Below are 25540 nucleotides of genomic sequence, written 5' to 3'. Positions count from 1 at the left end.
CGGGTGGTCGAGGGACCGGCGCCACCGGGCGATCCCGCCGGGCGCCGCGTCGAGACATGGTGCACACGGGCGCGTGCCGCCCGGTGCGTGCTTTCCGCTCCGGGCCACGGACCCGGTGGTGAACGGCGTCTGCCTAGGCGACGCCCGCGCGGTCCGGTTCGGCGGTGCCCGGCGTCTCCGCGCCGGGCGGGCGGCCGCGCTCCCGAAGGCGTACCGCGGTCGCGTACAGGACCAGGCCCACCGCAAGCCCCGCCCCCGCGCCGAAGCACGCCGTCGGGATGATGTCGAGCGGCGTGTCGATACCGCTCCAGTACCGGTACCAGCGCACACAACGGTGCACGATGCCCGCCGCCACGCACCCCCCGATCAGCCCGGCCGCCAGCAGACGGGCCGGGCGGCCGAGTGCCGGGACGGGCGCCGCCGGTGAAACCGGTGCCCGGCGCAGCGCGGTGGCCACGAACCACACCAGCGCGACGAGCGCAGCCGCCGAACTGCCGTACTGCGTGTACGTGTAGAGGGGAAAGCCGGCCACGGGCTCCGCGAGCACCGGCACCACCCGCACACCCCATCGGTCGAAGTGGGTGAACGCGTCCCACACCACATGCGTACTCGCTCCGATCACCGCCGACACGTAGAACCACAGCCCGGTCGCCAGCGGCGGCCGGCCGGTCGCGGACCGGCCCCGCAGCAGCGCGTGCGCCCGCCCCTGCCATGCGGTCGGCAGCAGCGCCACCAACGGGTCACGCACCAGCAGCCAGAGAGCTACGAGCGCCGCCGTGATGGCGACATCGACCGTCAGCACGCCGAGAGGTCCGTGCGTCACCGACCCGAACTCCATCGCACCGGGAAGGACGCTGGCCGCGAAGTAGGTCATGTCCGGTGAGAACGAACCCAGGACGAGCGCCGAGGCGACCAGTGGCCCACGGGCGGTCCCGTCTCTCCGGAGACCCGGTAGTACCGCAGCGGCGTGGCTGAGTGTGAACGGCATGATGATGCCCCCTGTGGCCGTTTTGATCAGTGCCGATCAGTATGCGTGATGCCCTGGCGGGACCCCGGGTTCGCAATCCGGGACGTGCGGGTGATGGCGAAGTGGTGAAAACGGGTCAGTGCGCGGTGTTCCGATGTCTCACCGTGCATTAGGGTCACGTGGGTCCGCGCTGGGGAGCGCGAACAGCCGCCGACGGGGAGGGAACGACGTATGGCAGCGCAATTCGGCCGCCGACTGCGCAGGGGAGCGACGACGACGGCCGTGGCCGCCGCTGCGGTGGCCGCCCTGTCCGCCTCACAGGCACCCGGCGTCACGTCCGCCGCCTCGGGCACCGGACACGAGGCGTCGGACGTCACCCTGCCACCCGGCACTCCGGTCACCGGCAACTCCCCGTACTACACGGAACTCCCCCCGCTGAACACACCCGACGATTCCGCCACTTCGGTCGAACCGGCTCTTGGCGCGGGTGAAGCCGGGATACCCGCCTCCGTCCTCGCCGCGTACAAGCAGGCCGAGCAGGCCATCGCCGCGTCCGACCCGGCGTGCCGGCTTCCCTGGCAGCTGCTCGCCGCGATCGGCAAGGTCGAGTCCGGCCAGGCGCGCGGCGGCCGGGTGGACGCCGACGGCACGACCCTCTCCCCGATCCTGGGTCCCGTGCTCAACGGTGTGGGCTTCGCGAACATCCCGGACAGCGACGACGGCGCCTACGACGACGACCCGGTGTACGACCGCGCCGTCGGGCCGATGCAGTTCATCCCGCAGACCTGGCAGACCTGGGGCCAGGACGCCAACGGCGACGGCCGCAGGGACCCCAACAACATCTACGACGCGGCGCTCGCCGCGGGACGCTATCTCTGTGCCGGGGGCCGGGACCTCGGCAACAAGGCCGACCTCGACAGGGCGATCCTCGGCTACAACCACTCGCGGGAGTACCTGCGTACGGTGCTGTCGTGGTTCGAGTACTACCAGCGCGGCACGCACGTGATCCCCGACGGCCAGGGTCCCCTGCCGGTGGGCGAGGGTCCTGACAGCTCGGGCCCGCTCCCGACTCCGACCCCCACGCCGTCGCCGAGCCCGTCGAAGCCTGCGGCGAAGCCGAAGCCGAAGCCCGACTCGTCGCCGCGTCCGTCCGAGCCGACCCCCACGCCCACACCGACGCCGGCCCCGACCCCCACGCCGACCCCGCCTCCCACCACGCCGCCGGCGGTCGCGCCCGTGACACGGATCGAGGACGCCGGCACCGGGCCGCTGACAGCCGTGGCCGGCCGCGATTTCGCCGAGCGGCCCACGGTCCGCGCAGAGAACGCCAAGGGCCGGCCCGTCGCCAAGGTCGCGGTCCGGTTCATGGTCGTCGGGGAGACCGACACCCGGTTCACCGGTGGCCGCACGAGTGTTGTGGCGGCAACCGGAGCCGACGGCACGGTCAGAGCCCCGATGCTGATCGCCGGTGAGCGGACCGGTGACTTCACGGTGCGGGCCACGGTCGTCGAGCGTCCCCTGCCCGGCATCGAGTTCACCGCCACCGTCACCGAGCGGGAGGCGGACACCCTCGTCCGGACCGAGACCACGGCACTCGAGACCACCGCGGGCGGCGAGTTCGCCGACGTCATCCGGGTCAGGGCCGCATGTGACGGCGTGGCCGCATCCGGTGTCGCCGTCACCGCCACGATGATCGTCTCCAGGGACGATGCGGTGGAGAACGCCGAGGGCCCGTACTTCAAGGGCGTCGACGAGGAAGTCGTTCGCACCCTGACCGGGCTCAGGACCGGCGCCGACGGTGTCCTCGAACTGCCCGACGTCTTCGCCGACGACACAGAGGGCACCTTTGTGCTCCGGCTCACGGCACCTGGCGGCGGCAGCTTGGACATCGAGCTGAAGGTGACGGCACCGCCGACGGAAACCCCCGCCCCCGCCCCTTCTCCCTCCTCGTCCCCGTCTCCTTCGCCTTCGCCGACGGCCTGATCGAGCGTGCCCCGCGCCGCCCTGCCCCGTGCCCCCCGGGCGCCGGGAGCGGGGCGGTGCTTTGTGTTCTCTTCTCCCGGCCGGGTTGTTACGGTGCCCAGACCTGACGGCCTATCAGTTCTGTGTCTCCGGGAGGCAGAGCATGCGCGCGCTCGTCGCTGCCGCGATCGGACTGGTCGCCGCCCTCGCTCTCGTGCTGACCGTCACGGCGATCGGCGCGCCCGCCGGTCAGACGTCGCCCGAGCCGTTACTGACCACCGTCCCCGGCTTGAAGAAGTAGGGGGAAACCGTGCGCCGCAGAGCATGCCTCGTACTCGTCGCCCTCGCCGTCTTCTTCGCCGCCCTCGCGCCTCTGTTGCGCTGGTACGCCTTCCCACGGCTCGCCAAGGTCCCGGCAGGCCAATACCAGGAGATGGTGCTCGAGGCGAAACCTGCCGTCCTTCTCGACTACGGCACCCTCCAGTCGAAGCGGGTAGAGAAGCTCACCATCGTGCAGACCCTCAAGGGCAACGTCGAGGAATCGGAAAGAATCGAGCAGACCGCGGGGCGAGACGTCGTCGTGTGGGACTGCCTTTCCTACGTTCAGGGACCCGACGGCAGGATGGTCTCCCAGATTCCCGAGCGCTACATCTTCGACGCGCACACCCAGGAGCCCGTGCACGCCACCGGCGAGTCGGTCGACGGCGACCCCGTGCGGCGCGAGGGCATCGAGTTCAAGTGGCCGTTCCTCACCGAGAAGCGGGACTACGTGTACTTCGACGCTCAGGCCCGCACCTCCGCCCCCATCCACTACAAGGGAACCCGGCAGTTCCGCGGTCTGGAGGTCTACTACTTCGAGCAGACCATCCCCTGGACCAAAGTGCCGTTTCCGAAGAAGATGCCCTTCCCGGGCATCGACGCGGCCGCGCTGGAGAAGCAGACCGGCACCACGCGCTGGTACACCACCAAGCGGATGTTCTGGGTCGAACCCGTCACCGGAGCCCCCGTCAACGGCGAGGAGATCCACAAGGAGGAGCTGCGCGGCGGGTCCCTGCTCAGCGGCCGGGAGAAGGTCACAGCGTTCGCCGGGCACGTGAAGATGCGGCCCGACTACGTCGACTCCACCGTCGAACTGGTCACCTCACAACGCCGTCTGGTGCTTCTGCTGGCTTCGTACCTGCCATGGGGTTTCCTGTCCCTCGGCGGCAGTTTCCTCGGGCTCGCCCTGTGGCTCGAGGCACGCGTGCATCGCCGGCCCGGCGCCCCGGCGGAACAGCCCTCTCCCCAGCCTGCCCCGGTCTGAGCCTGCCCTGGCCCGGGCCTGGCCCGGGCCTGCCCCGGTCTGAGCCGGTCCGAGCCCGGTCCGACCCCGACCTGGCCCGACCGGGCCCGAGCCCCGTCCGAGCCTGCTCCGGCCTCGGTTTCGGATACGGCCTTGGTCGTGCAGGGCCCCCCGTGCAGGGCCCCCAGCCGGTCGCGTCGGAGCCGGTCGGCCTGAGCAGGGCAGGGCTCACGGCCCGGCAGGGCCTTGAGCAGCTCAGGGTCTGAGCCGAGCCTTGGTGAACCGGGTCGGTTCAGCTGCGGCAGGGTCCTCGGGCCATGGGTGCTTCGGGTAGCGTCCTCTCAGCTCCGCCCGCACCGCCAGGTACCCCTCCCGCCAGAACGAGGCCAGATCCGCGGTGACCGCCGCGGGCCGCCCGGCGGGCGAGAGTAGATGCACCAGCACCGGTACACCGTCAACCTGGGGCGTCTCGCGCAGCCCGAACAGCTCCTGGAGCTTCACCGCGAGTACCGGCTGCTCCCCGCTGTAGTCGACCCTTATCCGGGACCCGCTCGGTACCTCGATCCGCTCCGGCGCGAGGTCGTCCAGCCTCGCCGCGTCGCCGGTCGCCCACGGCAGGAGCCGCCGCAGCGCCTGACCCGCCTGGATACGCCCCAGATCCGCCCGCCGCCGGGCACGCGAGAGCTCCGGTTCCAGCCATTCGCCGGCCGCCTCGAGCAACTCGGCGTCCGACACCCCCGGCCACGGCGGGCCGGACACCCGGTGCAGGAACGCCAGCCGTTCGCGCAGGCCGCGTGCTTCAGGCGTCCAGTGCAGCAGCCCGAGCCCGTCCCGTCGCAGGCCCTCCAGCAGGGCGGCGCGGACGAGCGCCGCATCGGGGTTGCTCAGCGGCCGTACGGAGAGCTCGACGGCGCCGAGCCGCTCCACGCGCCGGGCGGTGACGTCTCCGTCCTCCCAGTGGACCTCCTCGTCGTCGGTCAGCAGATGCGAGGCGGCATCGCGGGCGCCGTCCTCGTCGAGCACGGCGGCCAGCCGGATGCGCGCGGACGCGGCTGTGGCGGGGCGGTCGGCGACGGCGACCGCCAACCAGGGGGCCTGACGCAGCGCCGACCCCGTGCCGAGGTCGCCGCCGGTGCCGGAGGCCATCAGGAATGCCCCGTCGCCGCGCCGTCGGGCCACCCGCTCGGGGAAGGCGAGGGCGGTGACCAGACCGGCGACGGCGTCGTCCCCGGCCGGCGGCACCTGCTTCCCTGGCGGCACCCGCCCGGGTCCCACGTCGCCGAGTGACGACTCCAGTCGGCGCACCTCCGCCCGCCACCTGGCCCCGTATGCGTCGCCGCCCCGCCGGGCCGCGCGCCAGGCGCCGGTCAGGTCGTCCCCGTATTCCCGCGGTGGCTCCTCGCTCAGCAGCGCGACCACCTCGGCAGCCTGCCGTCCTCCCACTTGCAGGGCGCCGTCCAGGAGTGCGCGGGCCAGCCGTGGATGCAGGCCCAGTCGTGACATCCGGGTGCCACGGTCGGTGGTCCGCCCTTCCGCGTCGACCGCGCCGATAGCGGACAGTACGGAGCGCGCGGCGGCCATCGCGCCAGGCGGGGGAGGATCCAGCAGCGCGAGACCGGTCGCCGCCGGGTCGCCCCAGCATGCGGTGTGCAGGGCGAAGGACGTCAGGTCCGCGACCTTGATCTCCGGTGCGGGGAAGCGTGGCAGACGGTTGTCCTCCGCCTCCGTCCAGCAGCGGTACACCGCTCCGGGCGCTTCACGCCCGGCGCGGCCGGCTCGCTGCCGGCCGGTGGCCTGCGAGGCCCGTACCGTCGTCAGGGCGCTCAGGCCGCGCGTGTGGTCGGTACGTGGCTCACGCGCCAGACCCGAGTCGACGACGACCCGCACGCCCGGCACGGTCAGTGACGACTCCGCGACCGAGGTCGCCAGGATCACTCGCCGGCCGTCCCCGCCGGCGAGCACGGCGTCCTGAACCGCGGCCGGCGCCCGGCCGTGCACCTGGAGGATCTCCGCGTCCACCCCGGACAACCGGCTCGCGACCCGGCCGATCTCCCCCACGCCGGGCAGGAAGCAGAGCACGTCACCTTCGCGCTCCGCGAGCGCCCTGCGCACCACCGACGCCACGTGCGCCAACAGCGCCGGGTCGACCCGCATCCCGTGCGGCGGCCGTACCGGGCGGGCCGGAGGGGCCCAGACCACCTCGACCGGGTGCGCGATGCCTTCGGCCCGCACCACCGGTGCGTCGCCGAGCAGCCGCGCCCAGCCCTCGGCGTCCGTCGTGGCCGAAGCAGCCAGGAGCCTCAGCTCCGGGCGCAGGGTGGCCCGTACGTCCAGCAGGAAGGCGGCGACAGTGTCGGCGTCCAAATGGCGTTCATGACATTCGTCGAGCATCACGACGTCGACGCCGGCCAGCTCCTGATCACGCTGCAGCCGCTGCAGCAGCACTCCCGTGGTGACGACCTCCACGACGGTCCCGCGACCGACCGCGCGCTCACCGCGCACGGTGAAGCCGACACGGCCGCCGGCCTTCTCGCCCAGCAGCCACGCCATGCGCCGCGCCGCCGCGCGCGCCGCTATCCGCCGCGGCTCGGCGACCACGACTCGGGCGCCGGCCTCGGCCAGCACCAGCGGCACCAGCGTGGTCTTGCCGGTGCCCGGCGGCGCGCACAGCACTGCCGTGCCGTGCGCGTCGAGCGCGGCCAGCAGCTCCTCGACGGCATGACGGACGGGGAGACGATCGGTTGCGTCGTTTCTGATCACGGGCTCAGTCTCGTACGTCCCGGCGGACAGCCGGCTCGGCTGTCCACAACCTCAATAGGCTCGTATGACCATCATGTCGGCCGATCGCCACCGCCCGATCGCCACCGCCCGATCGCCACCGCCCGATCGGCGGCGATCGTCCGGCCGGCCCGCCATCGCGGGGCGGATGTCGCGGGGATTCCGCCCGGTGGTTCCTACCCGCCCTTCCGGGCACCGCGCGGTACGTGCGCTCCGCAGGTCCCGTCCGCCCTGTCAGTCGCTCCCGACGTTTTCGGCCGGGGGGACCGCCTCTCTTCGCTCGCAGACGAAGATCGCCGTGCCCGGGATCATATTGCCGCGCAGCGGGGACCAGCCGCCCCACTCCTGGCTGTTCCAGGCGGGCCACTCCGGCTCGACCAGGTCGACCAGGTGGAAGCCGCCGGCCACCACGTCCCGCACACGATCACCGATCGTCCTGTGGTGCTCCACGTAGACGGCGTGGCCCTCCTCGTCCTGCTCCACGTACGGAGTGCGGTCGAAATAGGAGGCGGCCACCGACAGGCCCTCGGGCCCGGGTTCGTCGGGGAAGGCCCAGCGGACCGGGTGCGTGACGGAGAAGACCCATCGCCCGCCCGGCCGCAGTACCCGCCTGATCTCCCGGAAGACCCGGACCGGGTCCGCTACGAAGGGGACGGCGCCGTACGCCGAGCACGCAAGGTCGAAGGAGCCGTCCCGGAACGGCAGTGCCCCCGCGTCCGCCTCCACCAGCGGTACGCCGCCGCCGATCCGCAGCGCGTGCTGCAACTGGCGGTGGGAGAGGTCCAGCGCCACGGGCCGGGCGCCCTGCGCGGCGAGCCAGCGCGAGCATTGGGCGGCGCCCGCGCCGATCTCCAGGACGTCCAGGCCCTTCAGGGACACGGCGGGGCCCAGCAGCGCGGCATCGGCCTCGTCGAGTCCTTCGGGTCCCCAGACGAAGCGGTCGTCGCCAAGGAAGGGGCCGTGCTCGCTCTGGTAATCGTCGGCGTTCCCGTCCCACCAGCGGCGGCTGGCCCGGCTGCTCTCCGCGTCCCCCGCGTCACGGCGGGTGGCTTCCGGTTCGAAATCTTGGCTCATCGTCACCGTCGTTGTAGTTTGCGTTCCAGCGCGCCGATGCCACGTCCTCGAAAGAGGCCATCGTGGCCTCGGCCAACAAGAGTTGTGCCGGAATCGCGGCCTTCTGTGCCGGGTGCGCGCCTTCGCGCATTGACCGTGTCCGGCTGCCCCCGTATGCTACAAGTTGCGCTGCGGGCCTGCGTGCCTCGGACCGAGCAGGCCGCGCTCGCATCTGTATGTGTCCCTCGGTTCACGAGGCGCCTCCAGGATCCGTCGGATCCCATGTGTGGTGCTTCTGAGGCTGTCCGGCTTCTGCAGCTGCGATACAAGGCTCTCGGCGTAGCAGTACCTACGACTTCAATGTCCGCACCGGAGCCCTTTCCCACATGACGAGCAGCACCGAGACCACCGCCACCACCCCGCAGGTTGCGGTCAACGACATCGGTAACGAGGAAGCCTTCCTCGCCGCGATCGACGAGACGATCAAGTACTTCAACGACGGCGACATCGTCGACGGCGTCATCGTGAAGGTCGACCGGGACGAGGTCCTGCTCGACATCGGTTACAAGACCGAAGGTGTCATCCCGAGCCGCGAGCTCTCGATCAAGCACGACGTCGACCCGAACGAGGTCGTCAAGGTCGGCGACGAGATCGAGGCCCTTGTCCTTCAGAAGGAGGACAAGGAAGGCCGCCTGATCCTCTCGAAGAAGCGTGCCCAGTACGAGCGTGCCTGGGGCACCATCGAGAAGATCAAGGAAGAGGACGGCATCGTCACCGGCACCGTCATCGAGGTTGTCAAGGGTGGTCTCATCCTCGACATCGGCCTCCGTGGCTTCCTGCCGGCTTCCCTCGTCGAGATGCGCCGTGTCCGCGACCTCCAGCCCTACGTGGGCAAGGAGCTCGAGGCGAAGATCATCGAGCTGGACAAGAACCGCAACAACGTGGTCCTGTCCCGCCGCGCCTGGCTCGAGCAGACCCAGTCCGAGGTGCGCCAGACGTTCCTCACCACCCTGCAGAAGGGCCAGGTCCGCTCCGGCGTCGTCTCCTCGATCGTCAACTTCGGTGCGTTCGTGGACCTGGGTGGCGTCGACGGCCTCGTGCACGTGTCCGAGCTGTCCTGGAAGCACATCGACCACCCGTCCGAGGTCGTCGAGGTCGGCCAGGAGGTCACCGTCGAGGTTCTCGACGTGGACATGGACCGCGAGCGTGTCTCCCTGTCGCTGAAGGCGACGCAGGAAGACCCGTGGCAGCAGTTCGCCCGGACCCACCAGATCGGTCAGGTCGTCCCGGGTAAGGTCACCAAGCTCGTTCCGTTCGGTGCGTTCGTCCGCGTCGACGAGGGCATCGAGGGTCTGGTTCACATCTCCGAGCTGGCCGAGCGCCACGTGGAGATCCCGGAGCAGGTCGTCCAGGTCAACGACGAGATCTTCGTCAAGGTCATCGACATCGACCTCGAGCGCCGTCGCATCAGCCTCTCGCTGAAGCAGGCCAACGAGTCCTTCGGTGCCGACCCGGCCTCGGTCGAGTTCGACCCGACCCTGTACGGCATGGCCGCGTCCTACGACGACCAGGGCAACTACATCTACCCCGAGGGCTTCGACCCGGAGACCAACGACTGGCTGCCGGGCTTCGAGTCCCAGCGCGAGGCGTGGGAGACCCAGTACGCCGAGGCGCAGTCGCGCTTCGAGCAGCACCAGGCTCAGGTCATCAAGTCCCGCGAGGCCGACGAGGCCGCCGCTGCCGAGGGTGGCACCGCTGCCCCGGCCGGTGCCCCCGCGGGTGCCACCGGTGGCTCCTACTCCTCGGAGTCGGATGACAACTCCGGCGCCCTGGCGTCGGACGAGGCGCTTGCCGCCCTGCGCGAGAAGCTGGCCGGCGGCCAGAGCTGACGCTCTGCTCCTGGCGGCTGAACAGCTGAAGTAAGGCCCGCTCCCTTCGGGGGGCGGGCCTTACCGCGTTCAGAGGCCGCGCCCGCCGCCGACACAGCGCGCATGGAGCTGACCTGAGAAGCGCGCCCGTCGCTGGACCTGGAAAGGGCAGCGGCCCGTACGCACGGATCTGCGCGCACGCACGGCGCGGGTGCGCGCACGAACCGCCGGGGTGCGAGACCCGGCCGCAGACCGCCCCTGCCCCGCACGAACTGCCCGGACCGCACGAACTGCCCGGACCGCACGAACTGCTTGGACTGCACGAACGACGTGTACTGCACGAACTGCCTGGACTCTTCCGGCCGTTCGGCACCGACGGACGCCGGAACAGGGACGCCGGAACACGAGAGAGCGGGAATGCACACGCGCTGCCGCACGTTCTTGTCTTCGAACATGAGGAGGAGCGGTAATCGTGCTTGATCCGCAGGGTTTGTACGAGTGGGAGCCGAAGGGTCTCGCGGTCGTCGACATGGCGCTCGCGCAGGAGTCGGCCGGCCTGGTCATGCTGTACCACTTCGACGGCTACATCGACGCGGGAGAGACCGGCGAGCAGATCGTCGGCAATCTGCTGGAGACTCTTCCCCACCAGGTGGTGGCGCGATTCGACCACGACCGGCTCGTGGACTACCGGGCCCGTCGGCCACTGCTGACCTTCCGGCGCGACCGCTGGGCAGGATACGAGACCCCCTCGCTGGAGGTGCGCCTCGTTCAGGACGCCACCGGCGCACCCTTCCTGCTGCTGTCCGGACCGGAACCGGACGTCGAGTGGGAGCGCTTCGCCGCGGCGGTCGGCCAGATCGTCGAGCGGCTCGGAGTGCGCCTCGCGGTGAACTTCCACGGCATCCCGATGGGTGTCCCGCACACCCGCCCCGTGGGCATCACGCCGCACGGCAACCGTACGGATCTCACACCCGGCCACCGCAGCCCCTTCGACGAGGCCCAGGTGCCGGGCAGCGCCGAGGCGCTCGTCGAGTACCGCCTGATGCAGGCCGGTCACGACGTGCTCGGCGTCGCCGCCCATGTGCCGCACTATGTGGCCCGCTCCTCGTATCCGGACGCCGCGCTGACCGTGCTGGAGACCATCACAGCCGCCACGGGGCTCGTTCTGCCGGGAGTGGCGCACACGCTGCGTACGGAAGCGCACCGCACCCAGACCGAGATCGAGCGGCAGATCGGCGAGGGCGACGAAGAGCTGGTGGCCTTGGTGCAGGGCCTTGAGCACCAGTACGACGCGATGGCGGGTGCGGAGACACGTGGCAGTCTCGTCGCCGAGACCGTGGACCTGCCGTCGGCGGACGAGCTCGGCCGGGAGTTCGAGCGCTTCCTCGCGGAACGTGAGGGCGATGCCTAGGAAGGCCGGCAGACGGGCCCCGTGAGTGCTCGCGTAGGCTGCGGCGCATGCTGACAGTGGGCCTGACCGGCGGTATCGGTGCCGGAAAGAGTGAAGTGTCCCGGCGGCTCGTCTCGTACGGTGCGGTCCTCGTCGACGCCGACAGGATCGCCCGCGAGGTGGTCGAGCCCGGAACTCCCGGGCTCGCGGCCGTCGTCGAGTCATTCGGACCGGAAATCCTGGACTCCGACGGCGCCTTGGACCGTCCCAAGCTCGGTTCGATCGTGTTCGCCGACCCCGGGCGCCTCGCCACCCTGAACAGCATCGTGCATCCCCTGGTCGGCGCCCGGTCCCGGGAGCTGGAACAAGCGGCGGGACCGGACGACGTGGTCGTCCACGACGTGCCACTGCTCACGGAGAACAACCTCCAGTCGCTCTACGACCTGGTGATCGTGGTGGACGCATCGCCGGAGACACAGCTGGACCGACTCGTGCGAATGCGCGGGATGACGGAGAGCGAGGCGCGCTCCCGGATGGCGGCACAGGCGACGCGTGAGCAGCGGCGGGCCGTCGCCGACATCGTCATCGACAACGACGGACCGTTGGAGAAGCTGGAGCCCCAGGTCCGCGCGGTGTGGAACGAGCTGACCCGGCGTGCCGCGCGGGGGCGCCGGTCGACGGAATAGCGCCGGGGCGTCCTGTGTTGGAACGGGGCAGCCAGGGAAGGATGCGAGCGTGTCGAACAGCAACCCGAAGACCCACGTCATCGACTTCCGCGCCGCCGAACAGCTGCTGGCCGCGCGGGATCCGCGCGGGGCCGTCAAGCTGCTGGACTCCGTGATCGCGGACCATCCGGAGAACACCGCGGCCCGCCTGCTGCGCGCACGCGCGTTCTTCGCCGCGGCCCAACTGCGTCCCGCCGAACTCGAATTCGAGCTCGTTCTCGAGCGTGAGCCGGACAACGCGTTCGCCCACTTCGCCCTTGCCCGCACGTTCGAGCGGGCGGGCAGGCCGGAGCAGGCCAAGCGCCACTTCCGCCTGGCGGCGGCCCTGGACCCGAACCCCGAGTACCTGAAGGCAGCCCGTTTCGACCTGGAGTGACGGAGGGGACCGTCACCGTTCCGCCGAGGCTGAAGTCAGTCGCGACCGGGTGGTTCGTACGGTGGCACATCCCGGCCCGGCTGGTAGTGCGGGCCCTGGCGGATGTGGCGCACGACCAATGACAGGTCAACGGCCACGACGAGGAAGAGCACACCGCACACGACGGACCAGCCGAGCCGTTCGGCGAACGCGAAGGCGACCGTCCCTCCCGCCGTCCAGATCAGGCCCCACACGCCCAGCCAGAAGCGCATCCGCAGCGGGCTGCGTGCGGTGACCGGTTCATTGCCAGTGCGCATGGAATCGCATCTCCCCCTTCAGGATGCACCCGTCCCCCGGTGTGCGCCCATCTCCGGGCGCCTGCCCAAGGCTCCGGAAACGCTGCCGATTCCCCGGCCCGGTGCGACGACTTCGGCAGCGCACGGCGGTCCGACCGTGTGAAAGCGCCATGGAACCGTGTGCAGCGCCATGGAACGCCGAGGCCTTCGCCCCCTCACCGCTCACGTCCGAGGAGACATCCACGACCGGCACCGCTTCCTCTGCTTCGTGCGCCGATGCCGCTCCGATGAGCACCACCGGGCCTGGACGGCGCGCAGACCTTGCCGTCCGAACGCTGCAGATCTTCCTCGCCCTGTTCTTCGCGGTCACCGGCGCGGGCCCGAAGCTCATGGCGCACTCCTCCGCGAGGGAGGGGGCCGACGGAATCGGTTGCGGCCACCGGTACGTGTACCTGGTGGGCGGCCTGGAGCCGGCCGGCGCGATCGCCCTGGTCATCCCGGTCCTGGCCGGGGTCTCGGCCATCGCCCTGATGGGCTGGTGATCGGTGCGCTCGTCACGCAGCTGACTGTGTTCGACGGGCGGAACGCACTCACCCGGGTCGTCTTCTTCGTGCTGCCGGCGGTCGTCGCCGTAATCCGCAGGCGGCGCACGGCGCAGCTCGTCGACCTGGCGCGCCATCGCGGCTGAGACCAGAGGGGCGAGGGTAAAAGGCCAGGTCACAGGCCACCACGCCGTCAATGTCAGACCTCGCCCGTAAGGTCGTTCATGCGCAGTGCCACTTCCGGGTACACACGCATCCGCACGTCCGTGCACGCACCCGCGGGGGAGGAGATGACGCCATGACCTCGGAGCCGGACACGACAGCCGTCCGCGCCGCAGCAGCAGTCTTCCTGCCCGCCGCCCTGCCGCGCGAGGGCCGGATCGCCTTCTGGTCCCCTGGCGGGCATCCACTGCCCGGTGCGAGCGACGAGATCACCGTCGTCGGCCCGCACCGGGACGGGGACACGTCGTCCGTCCGCAGCGTCACCGTCCCCGCCGTCGTCATGTCCGTCGCGGCGGCCGCGCCGCTGCTGATCGCGGCCCGGCGGGACCCTGCCGCACATCCCGCCGCGGCCTGCTGGGGCGCGGCCGTGCTGCACGCGCTGCATCTCGTCGCCCGCGGCCGGCTGCTGCCCGGACTGACCCCCTCCGACCACGACGCCTGGCGCGCCGGACCGCTCGACGCCGATGACGTCGCTCAGCTGCGCGCCATCGCCGCCGCCATGCCCTACGAGGCGCACGCCGCCCCGGTGGACGGGGCCGGGCCGCTGCGGCTTCCGGAGCCCGAGTCACTGGTGCGCGTCTTCTTCGACGCGGTGGCCGACAGTCTGCCGCGTACCCCCGCCGCCGCTTCCGCCGTGGGCGCGCCGTTCGCGGCGGCCGAGCCGCAGCACCTCCCCGGGGCCCGTGACTGGGCGGCCGAGGCGGCGGCCGGGATGGACGCGGGCGTCCGGGTCTCCTTGCGTCTCGACCTGTCCGCGTACGAGCTCTTCGACGTCTCCGCGGACGGTGGTGCCGAGCGCAACGCGGGAGCAGCCGTGGTCCAGGTACACAGCCTTGCCGACCCGACCCTTGTCATGGACGCCGCGCGGCTCTGGACGGGAGACGGCGACGAGCACTTCGGGCCGCGGGCCCGAATCGACACGGTGCTGGCGCTGCGCCGTGCCGCGCGAGCCTGGCAGCCGCTCGCCCGGCTGTTGGAGCGAAACGTGCCGGACGTACTGCCGCTGACCGAGGACGAGCTGTACGAGCTGCTGGGGCCGGGCACCACCCGCCTCGGCGCGGCGGGAGTGAGCGTCCACTGGCCGAAGGAACTCGCGCGTACGCTCACAGCCGCCGCCGTCGTGCGCTCCGCACCCGGTTCCGCCACCGACGGCACACCCTTCTTCGACAGCGCGGACCTGCTCAGGTTCGACTGGCAGCTGGCACTCGACGGCGATCCGCTGACGGAGGGCGAGATGGACGCGCTCGCCGAGTCGCACCGTCCCATCGTGCGGCTGCGTGACCGCTGGGTCGTCGTCGACCCCGACCTGGTGCGCAAGGCGCGCAAGCGGGAGCTCGGCCTCCTGGAGCCGGTCGACGCCCTGGCGGTGGCGCTGACCGGTACGGCGGAGGTCGACGGCGAGACGGTGGAGGCCGTGCCGACGGGCGCGCTGGCCGCTCTGCGCGACCGCCTCACGGCCACCACCGCCCCTGCCGAGGCGCCCGACGGACTGCACGCCACCCTGCGGGACTACCAACTGCGGGGCCTGGCGTGGCTGGACCTCATGACGTCGCTCGGTCTCGGCGGCTGCCTGGCCGACGACATGGGCCTCGGCAAGACCGTCACCGTGATCGCCCTGCACCTGCGCCGTGCGCGCAGCGCCCCGACGCTGGTCGTGTGCCCGGCGTCGCTGCTCGGCAACTGGCAGCGCGAGATCGCCCGATTCGCCCCCGGCGTACCCGTACGGCGGTTCCACGGCACCGGCCGCAGCCTCGACACACCGGACGGTGGCTTCGTGCTGACCACGTACGGCACCATGCGCAGCAGTGCGGAGGAACTGGCGGCGCGTACCTGGGGAATGGTCGTCGCCGACGAGGCCCAGCACGTGAAGAACCCGTTCTCCGCCACCGCCAAGGCGCTGCGCACCATCCCCACCTTCGCCCGCGTCGCCCTCACCGGCACCCCGGTGGAGAACAACCTCTCCGAGCTTTGGGCGCTGCTGGACTGGACGACTCCCGGGCTGCTCGGCCCGCTCAAGGCGTTCCGCTCGCGCCACGCCCGCCTGGTGGAGAACGGCGAGGACGACGACGCCGTGGAGCGGCTCGCGCGGCTCGTCCGCCCGTTCCTGCTGCGTCGGAAGAAGTCCGACCCCGGCATCGTCCCCGAGCTGCCGCCCAAGACGGAGTCCGACCATCCGGTGCCGCTCACACGCGAGCAGGCGTCCCTCTACGAAGCCGTGGTGCGGGAGACGATGGCGGCCATCGAGGCGGCGGACGGCATCGCGCGCCGCGGCCTGGTGATGAAACTGCTGACGGCCCTCAAGCAGATCTGCAACCACCCCGCCCAGTACCTCAAGGAGTACGGCACCGACCAGGGGATCGGCGCCATCGCCCGGCTCGCGGGCCGCTCAGGAAAGCTCGCACTGCTCGACGAACTGCTCGAGACGATCCTTTCCGAGGACGGCTCCGTGCTCGTCTTCACCCAGTACGTTTCCATGGCCCGGTTGCTCTCCGCCCACCTCTCGTCCCGTGCGATCCCGAGCCAGCTGTTGCACGGCGGGACCCCCGTGGCGGAGCGCGAGCGGATGGTCGACCGCTTCCAGTCCGGCGAGGTGCCGGTGTTCATCCTCTCGCTGAAGGCGGCGGGCACCGGTCTGAACCTCACCAGAGCGGGCCATGTCGTGCACTACGACCGCTGGTGGAACCCGGCGGTCGAGGAGCAGGCGACCGACCGCGCCTACCGCATCGGCCAGACACAGCCCGTGCAGGTCCACCGCCTCGTCGCCGAGGGCACGGTCGAGGACCGCATCGCCGACATGCTCGCCTCCAAGCGCGCACTGGCGGACGCGGTCCTGGGCTCCGGTGAGACGGCGCTGACGGAGCTCACCGACCGGGAGCTGGCCGACCTCGTCTCGCTGCGGAGGCCCTCGTGACCCCTCGCGCGTACAGCGGCACACGACCCGGCTCACCGGCGGCGCCGCACCACGACGACCAGCGCCGGACCTTCCCCGCGCTCGAGCCGCTGGCCGGGCAGGAGACCGCCACGACCTGGTGGGGCAACGCCTGGGTGGAGGCCCTCGAGGACACCGCCCTCGACCCGGCGCGCCTGGTGCGCGGTCGCGCCTACGCCGCACGCGGCCATGTCACCGCGATCACGGTGACGCCCGGCCGTGTCATGGCGTACGTGCAGGGCAGCCGCCCCCGTCCGTACCGTACGGAGATCCGCCTGCGCACCCTCGGCGACGACGACTGGGACGCCTTCCTGGCCGCGGCGGCCGCCCGCCCCGACCACATCGCGGCCCTCCTCGACAAGGACGTCCCGCAGGCCCTGGCGAGCGCCGCCGAGTTGCTGCCGACACCGGGCGATCTGATCCCCGACTGCTCCTGCCCGGACGACGGCTACCCCTGCAAGCACGCCGCGGCACTCAGCTACCAGACTGCCAGGCTGCTCGACGAGGACCCGTTCGTCCTGTTCCTGATGCGCGGCCGCGGCGAACGGGAGATCCTCTCCGCGCTCTCCCGCCGCAACGCGACGCGATCCGCGGCCGAGCACACCGCTGCCGCGTCCGCGGCCACCCTGGCGACGGTTCCGGCGGGTGATGCCATCGCCGCGCTGACCGGGCTGCCGCCCCTGCCGCCGCCTTTCGACGCCCCGCAGCGACCGGGCCGCCCCCCGGCGTATCCCCACGTACCCGGCGCTCCCGATCCACTGGCCCTGGACTTCCTGGCCGGTGAGGCCGCCGGGCGGGCCCACGTCCTGCTGACCACGGGCCGCGACCCGGTCGCCGGCCTGACCGGCTGGCAGGACACCGTCCGGCTCGCCGCCGCCCATCCGGGCTCCGGCCTGACCGCCTCCACCCGCGCCCTGTACCGGGACCTTGCCGCAGCGGCCGACCGCACGCCCACCGACCTGGCCCGTGCCGTCGCGGCATGGCGGCAGGGCGGTCCGGAGGCCCTGTCCGTGCTGGAGGAGCCGTGGGACCCGCCCGCCGGACCCTTCGACCGGGCGCGGCCGGCACTGGCCGCCGCGGACTTCCCCGGGTTCCGGCCCTGGCGCAACCACCTCTCGGGGCGTTCACTCCAGCTCCGGCTCGGGCGCAACGGCCTCTGGTACGGGTACGAATCGGACCCCGACAGGGAGGACTGGTGGCCGCGCGGCATACCCGACACCGACCCGGTCGGGGCGCTCGCCGCGCTTCTCGGGAGGTGACGGCCGCTGCGGGAGGATGTCAGAAATCGACGCTCGTCGCTTCGTCGAGCCGTACCACCGACTCCTGTCAATACGCCTCGGCGTACGCGTCGCGGATCCGCTCGATCCGCGCATCGCGGGCACGGGACTCGGCGGCGGGATACAGCAGGATCAGCTCGTACGAACGTTCCCGTTCGATGACGCCGTTGGAGTCGCGCCACTGACCGCGGCCTTCCTGGACGGTCAAGCCCTCCGGGAAGTCCGGCGTGACCATCCGGTCGATGAACGCGGTGAACTGGGCGCCCGTCACATCGGGCCCGCCGTCGGGCCGTCGCGTACCGAAGAAGAGGCGCGTCTCGATGTAGGCATCACCCCGCGACGCCACCGCGGCCGGTGCCACAGCAGCGCTCCGCCTGTCGTGCAGGGTCGCCTGCGCGGTCGGTGCGCCGACCGCCAGGACGGCCACTGCCGCTCCGACGACTGCCAGCAGGGTGCGCTGTCGTACCGACAGGGGCTTCACCGGTCGGCGGAGAGACCGCATCGAGATCGGCACGGGCAGTGTTCCCTTCCTTCGGAGCGCGCGGGCCGGCGGTCCGGCCCGCGCCCACTCCTACCGCTCAGACACGCTCGCAATCCGCCGGACACCAGCACCGGCCGGAATCCATCCGCACGAGCGCGTCGCGCAGCGCATCCCGCAGTGCTGTTGGAGCGAGCCGGGCAGGACGGGACACGGATCCGGCGATCCCTACAAAGAGTGCCGGACAGAGTGCCGGACAGAGCGCCGACAAGTAGGGCCGACAAGGAGTTACGGATGAGCGCAAGGGAAGCGCGGACGGTCGGCTTTCCCACAACCGGCCACCCGGCACGCTCCACCACGCCACCGCACAGTGCGCGCGGGCGAGCAGGCCCTGGCGACCGGATCGGGTCCGGGCACTGAACTCGGCCGCCTCGCCGAGCTGATCCCGGTGGACCTCACCGGCTCGCGCGCTTTGCCGGTGCACGAGCTGGCCGCGATCCTCGTGCACCGTGCTCGACGGTCGGACGTCCGCACAGCGGTCGTGGACGGCACGGTCCTCACGGGGATCGCCGGCTGCTCACGCTGGACGTGCCCTGCTGCAGCCGCCGAACCCGCCCGGGAGCTGACCGCCGTGAGCCGCCGACGCGGCGGGCGGCGCATCCAGGGACACGGTACGCAGTACGACACGCAAGAGGAGGCCCGGTTCGGCCAGGGGTGCGAGCGCCGTTGAAACCTGACACACCCGAACGAGTGAATGCTGTGCTCCGCAGAACCGATGTGGTTCTGCGGCGTTAATTTCCGTGCGGGCAAATGTTCCGCGGAATTCCTTCTGAAGGCAGGCAACCCATGAGGCAGGTTCACCGAAAGGGCCTGGCGACCGTGATGCTCACGGGCGGCGCACTGGCCATGGCGACGGGTTATGCCCAGGCGGACTCGGGTGCGCACGGTTCCGCCGTCGGCTCTCCCGGCGTGCTGTCCGGCAATGGCGTCCAGCTTCCCGTGCACGTCCCGGTGAACGTGTGCGGCAACACGGTCAACGTCGTCGGACTGCTCAACCCGGCCGTGGGCAACAGCTGCGCCAATGTGTCGCAGGGCGGCAGCGGTGAGAACGGCAGCAGCGGCGGGAGCGGTGAGAACGGCGGCAGCGGCGGCAGTGGTGGGAACGGCGGCGGGACGCACGGGGGCGGCTCCCAGGGTTCGCAGGACGGCGCAGGGTCCCACAACGGCGGCGGTGCCCACGCCGACGGCGAAACGGCCCAGTCCCCCGGCGTGCTGTCGGGCAACGGCCTGCAGCTCCCCGTGGATCTTCCGGTCAACGTCAGCGGCAACTCCGTGAACGTCGTCGGCATCGGCAACCCGGCCATCGGCAACACGTCGGTGAACGACTCGGGCAGGCCGCCCGTCGAGGAGAAGCCGGCCACCCCACCCGAGGTCAAGCCCGAGCAGCCCGCCGAGCAGGACGAGGAGGCCCCGGCCCCGAAGCCCGCCGGAGCGTCGCTCGCCCACACCGGGTCCGACGAACTCGCGTTCGCGGTACCCGCCGGTGCGACGATGATCCTCGGCGGCCTCGTGCTGTACCGCCGGTTCCGCCCCTCCCGGGAGTCCTAGGCCGGGTCCACGGGCCGCCGCCAGGACGCCAGCACCGTATCGATCTCCCGAGCGACGCGGGCGCGTGCCTGGTGGCGGGCCACGCCTGCCATCAACAGGGCGTCGTATGCGGTGTCGAGGTGCCGCACGGACGCGCGCACCGCGGCCGTGACGGCTCCCTCCTCGAGCGAGCGGCCCGCCGCGGTTCGGCCCACGCGCCCACTGCCGCGGACGGACGAGTGCGAGGCGATGCGGGCGGCACGCTCCTCGGGACAGTCGGGGAACAGCTTCCGGATCACCGCTGTCAGTTCCGCGGTGAACCGCACGTCCTCGATAGCCCGGCGCGCCGCGTCCCGAGCGCGGCGGCGGGCCCGGGAATCCGTGTCCGCCAGGCAGGCGGACTCCGCGCGGGCAAGCGCGGGTTCCTCGATGAGCAGCCCTTGGCGCTCGTAGCGCCCGTGCCGCCGGTTGAGGCGGACCACCACCGCCCACAGCGAACTCGCCTCCCGTGCCCGCCTTGTCAGAGCGGCATCGCCCCGCGGCAGGTACACGAGGTGGCCGAGGTCGGCGCAGTCCAGACAGACCGGCGCGCCGGATTCGACGAGATGCATCGGAAGCGGGCCCCTGCGGCACTCCGAGCAGTGCCTTCCTTTGAGCGGCCGGATCACCACCAGGTCCATGCGGGGTAGGTACCCGGCGGGTGCCCTCCGCTCCCCTGGCCCTCAAGTGCGCGATTGCCGACGATCGTCGGCGAGCGGCCCAGGACAAGGATGGGGAGCGGCCCACGACAAAGGCGGCGAGCGCGGCACGTTGTCTCCCGCAGTGCCCAATCCCCTCTCCTCGCCCGGCTGTTCGATATCTTGGGGCGGTTTGCTCGGGAAATGAATCCAAAGGGAGGGCCATGCGCGGCTTCACGGTCTGCGGTCAGCGATTCGACCTACGGACGGTGCTGGTGCTGACGGCTTGTCTGGTAGCGCTTGCGGTCGTCCCGTCGGCCGCGAACGCGACGCCCGGCAGCGGGGTGAGCGGCACGGTCCTCGCGCAGGGCCGCGCGGAAGGCACCGTGCACATCACGGCCAAGGGCCGCACCGACGTGGTCGTACGCACCCTCACCATCGAACCGGGCGGCTCGACGGGCTGGCACCACCACCCCGGCCAGGTCCTCGCCGTCGTTCGGTCGGGCACCCTGACCCGGACTCTCGACGACTGCTCTCTCGAGGTCACGAAACGGGGCGGCGTCATCCTTGAACCTGCCGGCGCGCGCCACCGCCACGTCGGACGCAACCTCGGCACCGAGCCGGTCGTCCTGTACGTGACGTACTTCATGCCCGCCGGCAGCCCGCTCTCCGTCGACGAGGAGGCACCGGACTGCAAGGACGGCGCCGCAGCGGCGGGGCGATGACGGGCCCGTGCGACTCGAGGCGATCACCTGGGAGCGGCTGACCGAGTACTTGACCGACCAGGCCCTGCGGACCACCGCCGACGACGGCAGCCCCTGGCTGCGCATCGGCGTCGACGGTGCTCCCGCCGCGCGGCCCGGCGTGCTCGCGGAGCGGCTCGCCGAAGCGCTGCGGGTGCGGGGGAGAGGAGCCGTCGTGGTGGGGACGGGCGGGTTTCTCCAGCCGGCGTCGCTGCGGTTCGAGTACGGGCGCGAGGACCCCGACACGTACTACAGCGGCTGGTTCGACACCGGCGGCCTCCGGCGGGAGGTGTTCGGCCCGCTGGAGGCGGGCGGAACCGGCCGGGTCCTGCCCGACCTGTGGGACCCGGGGACCGACCGGGCCACCCGCAGCCCGCACGTCGCACTGCCCTTCGGCGGCGTGCTGCTGCTGCACGGGCCGTTCCTGCTCGGACACCGGTTCCCCTTCGACCTGACCGTGCACCTACGGCTCTCACCGGGGGCGCTGGAGCGCCGCACGGACGAGACCGAACAGTGGACCCTCCCGGCGTACGCACGGTACGAGGACGAGGTCGCCCCGGGCGGCGCGGCCGATGTGCTCGTGCGGGCCGACGACCCGCGCCGTCCGGCCTGGTCCCGCACCGGCTGACGGGCCCGTACCGGCGGACGGTCGGCGTCGTCGGCCTGGACGGTGCCGAGCCGACGTGGCTCAGGGCCGGCCGCCGGCTCTTCCCACCGCCTCGGCTCCGGCCCGGCAGCCCTCCGCCGCCGCCGTACGGGCATCCGCACCAGCCAGCCGCGCCGCGAGGAACGCCCCGGTGAAGGCGTCGCCCGCGCCCGTCGTGTCCAACGCCTCTGCACGGCACGGCGGCAGACGGGCCGTGACCTTGCCGTTCTCGGCGATCAGCGCCCCCCTTGCCCCCAGTGTCACCACCGTCAGCGGCACCAGGCGGCTCAGTTCCGCGGCGGCTTCGGCCGGGTCGGGCAGATCGGTCAGGAGCCGTGCCTCGTCCTCGTTCGGCAGCAGGACGTCCACGCCGCCGAGGACCGACAGCAGGCGCTCGACACCCAGTTCGGCGATGAAACCCGTGGAGGCGGGGTCCAGGCTCACCGGCACGCCCCTGCCCCGTGCCGCCGCCATGGCGCTCAGTGCGGCGGCCCGGCTGGTGTCCGAGAAGAACAGATAGCCGGACAGATGGAGATGGCCGACGCCGTCGAGCATCGACTCGGCCCAGTCCGCCGGGCACAGTCGCAGCACCGCGCCACTGTCGGTGAGGAACGTCCGCTCGGCGGTGGCGTCGACGAGCGCGACGACCGTCGCGGTCGCGACCTCGCCGTCGGGCACGAGCAGCGGCACCACCCCCGCCGCGCGCAGCCGTTCCGCGTGCCACTCCAGATCGGCGACGCCCGCCCGGGCGAGCAGCCGCACCTCGCGGCATCCGTGATGCGCCGCCCAGCACGCCACGTTGGAGCCTGCGCCGCCGGGCAGGACGCGGATGCTCGCGGCGGTGTCCGTGCCGGGGGCGAGCGGTGCGCTGTACCGGGCGACGACATCGGTGACGACCTCGCCCACGACGAGGAGTCCCCTCATGCGTACGCCGCTGCGATCATCGCCGCCAGCCGCACATTGCCGCGCACCGCCGCCAGGTTGGCCTCGAGCGACGCGCCGTCGGTGTACCGCATCAGCCGTTCGAGGAGGAACGGTGTGACAGCCTGACCCGTGACGCCCTCCTTCCGCGCCTCGTCGAGCGACCGCGCCAGCACCCGGTCGTGCAGCGCCGGGTCAAGCTGCTCGGCCACCGGGACGGGGTTGGCCACGACCAGTGAGGAGTACGGCTCGCCGACCGTGTCCTGGGCGCGCATCACGGCGGCGACCTCGGCGGGCGAGCGGACGGTCCAGTCGACGGGTTCGCCGGAGGACGCCAGATAGAAGCCGGGGAACCGGTCCGTGCCGTATCCGATCACCGTCACGCCGAGCGTTTCCAGCCGCTGCAGCGTGGCCGGGACGTCCAGGATCGACTTGACGCCCGCGCAGACCACGGTCACGCCCACCTGGGCGAGCAGCCGCAGGTCCGCCGACTCGTCCTGGATCTCGGTCCAGCCCCGGTGCACGCCGCCGAGCCCACCGGTCGCGAAGACCCGGACACCGGCCCGGTCGGCGAGGAACGCCGTGGCGGAGACGGTCGTCGCGCCGCTCGCGCCCGTCGCGAGGGCGGGGGCGAGATCGCGGTGGCCCAGCTTGCGCAGGTCCGGATCGCCGGCGACCCGCTCCAGATCGGCCTTGGTGAGGCCGACACGGGCTCTTCCGTCGAGCACGGCGATCGTCGCGGGCACGGCACCGCCGGAGCGGACGAGCGCTTCCAGTTCCTCCGCGACGGTCAGATTGCGCGGACGCGGCAGCCCGTGCGCGATGATCGTCGACTCCAGGGCCACGACGGGAGCGCCGGCGTCCAGCGCTTCCCGTACCTCTTCGGACACTATGACTGCGGTCTGGGACATGTCCCATCCCTGGCGCGGCGGAGCCGGCCGCAAACATCGGGGCCCGGCACCCCGGCCTACTTCGGGGCGAGCGCCCGCCGCATCGCCAGTCCCGCCATCGGCAGCAGCAGCAGTGCGCCGATCGCGTTCAGCCACCCGTACCCCGCCTGTGCCACCACCAGCCCGGCCGCCGCGCCGCCGATGCCCGCCGCCGCGTTCATCGTCAGATCGGACAGGCCCTGGGCCGCCGCCCTCGTGGGCTGGGGGACGGACTCGGTGAGCAGTGTGGAGCCGGCGACGAGCCCTGCCGACCACCCGAGTCCGAGGACGAACAGCCCGGCCGCGGTCTGACCGTGGCTCGCGCCCGCCGTCCCGGCCAGCAGCGCGGCCGTGCAGAGAAGCCCCGCCGCGAGGCCGATCACCGCGAGCCGTCCGAAGCGGTCCGTGAGCCGGCCCATCACCGGGGAGAAGGCGTACATGCCCGCGATATGGCCACTGATCACCAGGCCGATCAGCTCGATCCCGGCGCCGTGGTGGCTGAGTGCGACCGGGGTCATCGACATGATCGACACCATGGCGGTGTGTGAGACGGCCACGGTCACCAGGGCCAGCCTGGCCATGGGTGATTCGCGTACGGCCAGCAGTCCGGCCTTGAGCGACCGGCCCTTCGGAGAACTGTCCGCCGGTGACATCGCCCGGGCGGTGAGCAGCGGATCGGGCCGCAGCAGTACGAGGACGAGCACCGCGGAGGCGAGGAACACTCCGGCCGCCCAGAGGAACGGTCCTGCGGCCGCCGGGATGCCGAGCCCGGTCACACTCCGGCCGGCGGGGGAGGCGATGTTGGGTCCGAGGACCGCGCCAATCGTCGTCGCCCACACGACGGTGGAGATGGCCCGCCCGCGCCGCTCGGGCTCGGCGAGGTCGGCGGCGGCGAAACGGGCCTGCAGATTCGCGGACGACGCGCCGCCGAAACCGGCCATGCCGACGAGCAGCAGCGGGAAGCTGTCGATGACGGCGGCCAGGACGACCACTCCCGCGCCCAGCGCGCCGATCAGATAGGCGAGGACCAGCCCGGGGCGGCGGCCTCGCGAGGTCATCAGCGCGGCCAGCGGTACGGACAGCAACGCGGTCCCGGCGACGGTGGCTGTCGGAGCGAGCCCCGACAGCGCCTCTGTACCGCTGACCTCCTGTGCGAGCACCGCGGCCAGCGCGATTCCGGTGGCGACCCCGAGACCGCCGAGGATCTGGCTCGCGATCAGCACCGCGTTGATGCGCCGGCGTATGGAGGGCAGGTCGGCGGCGGCCGGTGCCGCGGCCTTGGGCGCCTCGGGTATGCCGGCAGCGTCGGGGGTCGTGGTCACTGACGCAGTGTGCCAGACCGGACATCCGGCGACCGGCGTGTCAGAACAACGGCTGCGGCAGTACGCCCTCGAGTGCGAGCAGCTGCCGCTTGGTCTCCAGTCCTGCCCCGAAGCCACCGAGCCCGCCGTCGGTCTCGACCACCCGATGGCACGGCACCACGATCGGCAGCGGATTGGACCCCATCGCGGCGCCCACGGCCTGCGCCGCACCCGGCTGCCCGACACGGGCGGCGAGGTCCCCGTAGGCGACGACCGTCCCGTACTCCACGCCGGACAGCAGCTCCCGCAACACCTGCCGGTTGAAACCGGTCGAGAGGGACCAGTCCAGCGGCAGCGCGAAGTCGTGCAGCGTGCCCGCGAAATAGGCATCGAGCTCGCGTATCGGCTCGGCGAGCCGGCCCGTCGCGTCTTCGACGGGCTCGGACCCGAGGCGGCCCGCCAGCTGCCCCACTACGCGGTCCCGCACGGTCGGTGAGGCGTGGAAGGCCACGCTGACCAGGCCCACTTCTGTGGCGGCGAGGAACAGCGGACCGACGTCCGTGCCGATCACGGTCCACTCGAAGGTCTTCATGCGGACCACGGTACGGCCGG

General features: G+C 71.9%; 25 protein-coding genes. 15 read left to right on the top strand and 10 right to left on the bottom strand.

The genetic code is table 11. The annotated features are described in order from the left end of the window. Positions 1–133: 133 nt before the first annotated feature. Positions 134–988 carry a DUF4184 family protein gene (locus AB0903_RS11410; protein ID WP_366701391.1) on the bottom strand — a complete coding sequence of 285 codons (855 nt, stop codon included), beginning with the start codon at positions 986–988 and terminating at the stop codon, positions 134–136. A gap of 210 nt (positions 989–1198) precedes the next feature. Between AB0903_RS11410 and AB0903_RS11405 the strand changes: the two genes are divergently transcribed. From AB0903_RS11405 to AB0903_RS11395, 3 genes are all read left to right on the top strand, one after another. Further along, entirely contained in the window at positions 1199–2950 is a 1752-nt protein-coding gene (locus tag AB0903_RS11405) for a lytic transglycosylase domain-containing protein (protein ID WP_366701389.1), read from the top strand. Between the two features lie 142 nt (positions 2951–3092). Beyond that, positions 3093–3230 (top strand): SPW_0924 family protein, encoded by a 138-nt coding sequence (locus AB0903_RS11400; protein WP_366701387.1) that lies wholly within the window; start codon positions 3093–3095, stop codon positions 3228–3230. Between the two features lie 9 nt (positions 3231–3239). Further along, entirely contained in the window at positions 3240–4232 is a 993-nt protein-coding gene (locus tag AB0903_RS11395) for a DUF3068 domain-containing protein (RefSeq protein WP_366701385.1), read from the top strand. 234 nt (positions 4233–4466) lie between these two features. Here AB0903_RS11395 and hrpB read toward each other — a convergent pair whose 3' ends face one another. Both hrpB and AB0903_RS11385 read right to left on the bottom strand, forming a co-directional pair. Further along, entirely contained in the window at positions 4467–6971 is a 2505-nt protein-coding gene (gene hrpB / locus AB0903_RS11390) for an ATP-dependent helicase HrpB (RefSeq protein WP_366701383.1), read from the bottom strand. Positions 6972–7223: 252 nt separating this feature from the next. Then, positions 7224–8063 carry a class I SAM-dependent methyltransferase gene (locus AB0903_RS11385; RefSeq protein ID WP_366701381.1) on the bottom strand — a complete coding sequence of 280 codons (840 nt, stop codon included), beginning with the start codon at positions 8061–8063 and terminating at the stop codon, positions 7224–7226. A 365-nt stretch (positions 8064–8428) separates the two neighbouring features. Here AB0903_RS11385 and rpsA point away from each other — a divergent pair, with 365 nt between their 5' ends. The 4 genes from rpsA to AB0903_RS11365 all read left to right on the top strand — a co-directional run bounded on the left by rpsA (position 8429) and on the right by AB0903_RS11365 (position 12401). Next, positions 8429–9931, top strand: coding sequence for a 30S ribosomal protein S1 (rpsA, locus tag AB0903_RS11380; protein ID WP_366701379.1), 1503 nt, complete (start codon positions 8429–8431; stop codon positions 9929–9931). Between the two features lie 451 nt (positions 9932–10382). Next, complete coding sequence (locus AB0903_RS11375; protein ID WP_366701377.1) at positions 10383–11321, top strand: PAC2 family protein; 939 nt, start codon at positions 10383–10385, stop codon at positions 11319–11321. Positions 11322–11368: 47 nt separating this feature from the next. Next, complete coding sequence (coaE, locus tag AB0903_RS11370; protein WP_366701375.1) at positions 11369–11986, top strand: dephospho-CoA kinase; 618 nt, start codon at positions 11369–11371, stop codon at positions 11984–11986. Between the two features lie 49 nt (positions 11987–12035). Continuing rightward, positions 12036–12401, top strand: coding sequence for a tetratricopeptide repeat protein (locus tag AB0903_RS11365; RefSeq protein ID WP_366701373.1), 366 nt, complete (start codon positions 12036–12038; stop codon positions 12399–12401). A 35-nt stretch (positions 12402–12436) separates the two neighbouring features. On the opposite strand, the gene AB0903_RS11360 is transcribed toward AB0903_RS11365, so the two are convergent. Next, on the bottom strand, positions 12437–12697 hold the full coding sequence (locus AB0903_RS11360; protein ID WP_366701371.1) for a DUF6343 family protein: 261 nt from the start codon (positions 12695–12697) through the stop codon (positions 12437–12439). A gap of 266 nt (positions 12698–12963) precedes the next feature. On the opposite strand from AB0903_RS11360, the gene AB0903_RS11355 reads away from it, so the two are divergent. From AB0903_RS11355 to AB0903_RS11340, 4 genes are all read left to right on the top strand, one after another. Beyond that, on the top strand, positions 12964–13218 hold the full coding sequence (locus AB0903_RS11355) for a DoxX family protein (protein WP_366701369.1): 255 nt from the start codon (positions 12964–12966) through the stop codon (positions 13216–13218). Then, positions 13215–13364: a hypothetical protein gene (locus AB0903_RS11350; RefSeq protein ID WP_366701367.1), complete on the top strand. Its 150-nt coding sequence runs from the start codon at positions 13215–13217 to the stop codon at positions 13362–13364. The genes AB0903_RS11355 and AB0903_RS11350 overlap by 4 nt, the downstream gene beginning before the upstream one ends. A 152-nt stretch (positions 13365–13516) precedes the next feature. Beyond that, positions 13517–16351 (top strand): DEAD/DEAH box helicase, encoded by a 2835-nt coding sequence (locus AB0903_RS11345; RefSeq protein WP_366701365.1) that lies wholly within the window; start codon positions 13517–13519, stop codon positions 16349–16351. After that, the gene (locus tag AB0903_RS11340) at positions 16348–17628 is read left to right on the top strand and encodes an SWIM zinc finger family protein (protein WP_366701363.1); all 1281 of its coding nucleotides are present in this window, start codon (positions 16348–16350) and stop codon (positions 17626–17628) included. Before AB0903_RS11345 ends, AB0903_RS11340 begins: the two co-directional genes overlap by 4 nt. Positions 17629–17695: 67 nt before the next feature. Here the strand turns inward: AB0903_RS11340 and AB0903_RS11335 are convergent, their stop codons facing one another. Next, a complete protein-coding gene (locus tag AB0903_RS11335) occupies positions 17696–18160 on the bottom strand; it encodes a DUF3574 domain-containing protein (protein ID WP_366701361.1) in 465 nt (154 codons plus the stop codon). 334 nt (positions 18161–18494) lie between these two features. Between AB0903_RS11335 and AB0903_RS11330 the strand changes: the two genes are divergently transcribed. Both AB0903_RS11330 and AB0903_RS11325 read left to right on the top strand, forming a co-directional pair. Then, positions 18495–18854, top strand: a complete 360-nt coding sequence (locus tag AB0903_RS11330; RefSeq protein WP_366701359.1) for a hypothetical protein — start codon at positions 18495–18497, stop codon at positions 18852–18854. A 116-nt stretch (positions 18855–18970) separates the two neighbouring features. Continuing rightward, positions 18971–19732, top strand: a complete 762-nt coding sequence (locus AB0903_RS11325) for a chaplin (RefSeq protein WP_366701357.1) — start codon at positions 18971–18973, stop codon at positions 19730–19732. On the opposite strand, the gene AB0903_RS11320 is transcribed toward AB0903_RS11325, so the two are convergent. Further along, complete coding sequence (locus AB0903_RS11320) at positions 19729–20391, bottom strand: DUF2293 domain-containing protein (RefSeq protein ID WP_366701355.1); 663 nt, start codon at positions 20389–20391, stop codon at positions 19729–19731. The genes AB0903_RS11325 and AB0903_RS11320 overlap by 4 nt on opposite strands. 221 nt (positions 20392–20612) lie before the next feature. On the opposite strand from AB0903_RS11320, the gene AB0903_RS11315 reads away from it, so the two are divergent. Next, positions 20613–21113 carry a cupin domain-containing protein gene (locus AB0903_RS11315; RefSeq protein WP_366701353.1) on the top strand — a complete coding sequence of 167 codons (501 nt, stop codon included), beginning with the start codon at positions 20613–20615 and terminating at the stop codon, positions 21111–21113. 7 nt (positions 21114–21120) lie between these two features. Next, entirely contained in the window at positions 21121–21759 is a 639-nt protein-coding gene (locus AB0903_RS11310) for a uridine kinase (protein ID WP_366701351.1), read from the top strand. A gap of 60 nt (positions 21760–21819) precedes the next feature. Here the strand turns inward: AB0903_RS11310 and AB0903_RS11305 are convergent, their stop codons facing one another. The 4 genes from AB0903_RS11305 to AB0903_RS11290 form a co-directional block, all read right to left on the bottom strand. After that, positions 21820–22701, bottom strand: a complete 882-nt coding sequence (locus AB0903_RS11305) for a PfkB family carbohydrate kinase (protein ID WP_366701349.1) — start codon at positions 22699–22701, stop codon at positions 21820–21822. Next, positions 22698–23609, bottom strand: coding sequence for a pseudouridine-5'-phosphate glycosidase (locus AB0903_RS11300; protein WP_366701347.1), 912 nt, complete (start codon positions 23607–23609; stop codon positions 22698–22700). The genes AB0903_RS11305 and AB0903_RS11300 overlap by 4 nt, the downstream gene beginning before the upstream one ends. A 56-nt stretch (positions 23610–23665) precedes the next feature. Further along, entirely contained in the window at positions 23666–24922 is a 1257-nt protein-coding gene (locus AB0903_RS11295; protein ID WP_366701447.1) for an MFS transporter, read from the bottom strand. A gap of 67 nt (positions 24923–24989) precedes the next feature. Further along, a complete protein-coding gene (locus AB0903_RS11290; RefSeq protein WP_366701345.1) occupies positions 24990–25520 on the bottom strand; it encodes a methylated-DNA--[protein]-cysteine S-methyltransferase in 531 nt (176 codons plus the stop codon). Positions 25521–25540: the final 20 nt, after the last annotated feature.

It is taken from the genome of Streptomyces sp. NPDC048389, from assembly GCF_040706335.1.
Lineage (GTDB): Bacteria > Actinomycetota > Actinomycetes > Streptomycetales > Streptomycetaceae > Streptomyces.
Note: the sequence above shows the minus strand (reverse complement) of the source record. Positions and strands in the feature narration are given on the sequence as shown.

Bases quoted from the DNA above. Each gene is read 5' to 3' on its own strand.
- AB0903_RS11410 (WP_366701391.1), bottom strand. From the start codon at position 988: ATGCCGTTCACACTCAGCCACGCCGCTGCGGTACTACCGGGTCTCCGG.
- AB0903_RS11405 (WP_366701389.1), top strand. From the start codon at position 1,199: ATGGCAGCGCAATTCGGCCGCCGACTGCGCAGGGGAGCGACGACGACG.
- AB0903_RS11400 (WP_366701387.1), top strand. From the start codon at position 3,093: ATGCGCGCGCTCGTCGCTGCCGCGATCGGACTGGTCGCCGCCCTCGCT.
- AB0903_RS11385 (WP_366701381.1), bottom strand. From the start codon at position 8,063: ATGAGCCAAGATTTCGAACCGGAAGCCACCCGCCGTGACGCGGGGGAC.
- rpsA (WP_366701379.1), top strand. From the start codon at position 8,429: ATGACGAGCAGCACCGAGACCACCGCCACCACCCCGCAGGTTGCGGTC.
- coaE (WP_366701375.1), top strand. From the start codon at position 11,369: ATGCTGACAGTGGGCCTGACCGGCGGTATCGGTGCCGGAAAGAGTGAA.
- AB0903_RS11360 (WP_366701371.1), bottom strand. From the start codon at position 12,697: ATGCGCACTGGCAATGAACCGGTCACCGCACGCAGCCCGCTGCGGATG.
- AB0903_RS11355 (WP_366701369.1), top strand. From the start codon at position 12,964: ATGAGCACCACCGGGCCTGGACGGCGCGCAGACCTTGCCGTCCGAACG.
- AB0903_RS11345 (WP_366701365.1), top strand. From the start codon at position 13,517: ATGACCTCGGAGCCGGACACGACAGCCGTCCGCGCCGCAGCAGCAGTC.
- AB0903_RS11325 (WP_366701357.1), top strand. From the start codon at position 18,971: ATGAGGCAGGTTCACCGAAAGGGCCTGGCGACCGTGATGCTCACGGGC.
- AB0903_RS11320 (WP_366701355.1), bottom strand. From the start codon at position 20,391: ATGGACCTGGTGGTGATCCGGCCGCTCAAAGGAAGGCACTGCTCGGAG.
- AB0903_RS11315 (WP_366701353.1), top strand. From the start codon at position 20,613: ATGCGCGGCTTCACGGTCTGCGGTCAGCGATTCGACCTACGGACGGTG.
- AB0903_RS11305 (WP_366701349.1), bottom strand. From the start codon at position 22,701: ATGAGGGGACTCCTCGTCGTGGGCGAGGTCGTCACCGATGTCGTCGCC.
- AB0903_RS11300 (WP_366701347.1), bottom strand. From the start codon at position 23,609: ATGTCCCAGACCGCAGTCATAGTGTCCGAAGAGGTACGGGAAGCGCTG.
- AB0903_RS11290 (WP_366701345.1), bottom strand. From the start codon at position 25,520: ATGAAGACCTTCGAGTGGACCGTGATCGGCACGGACGTCGGTCCGCTG.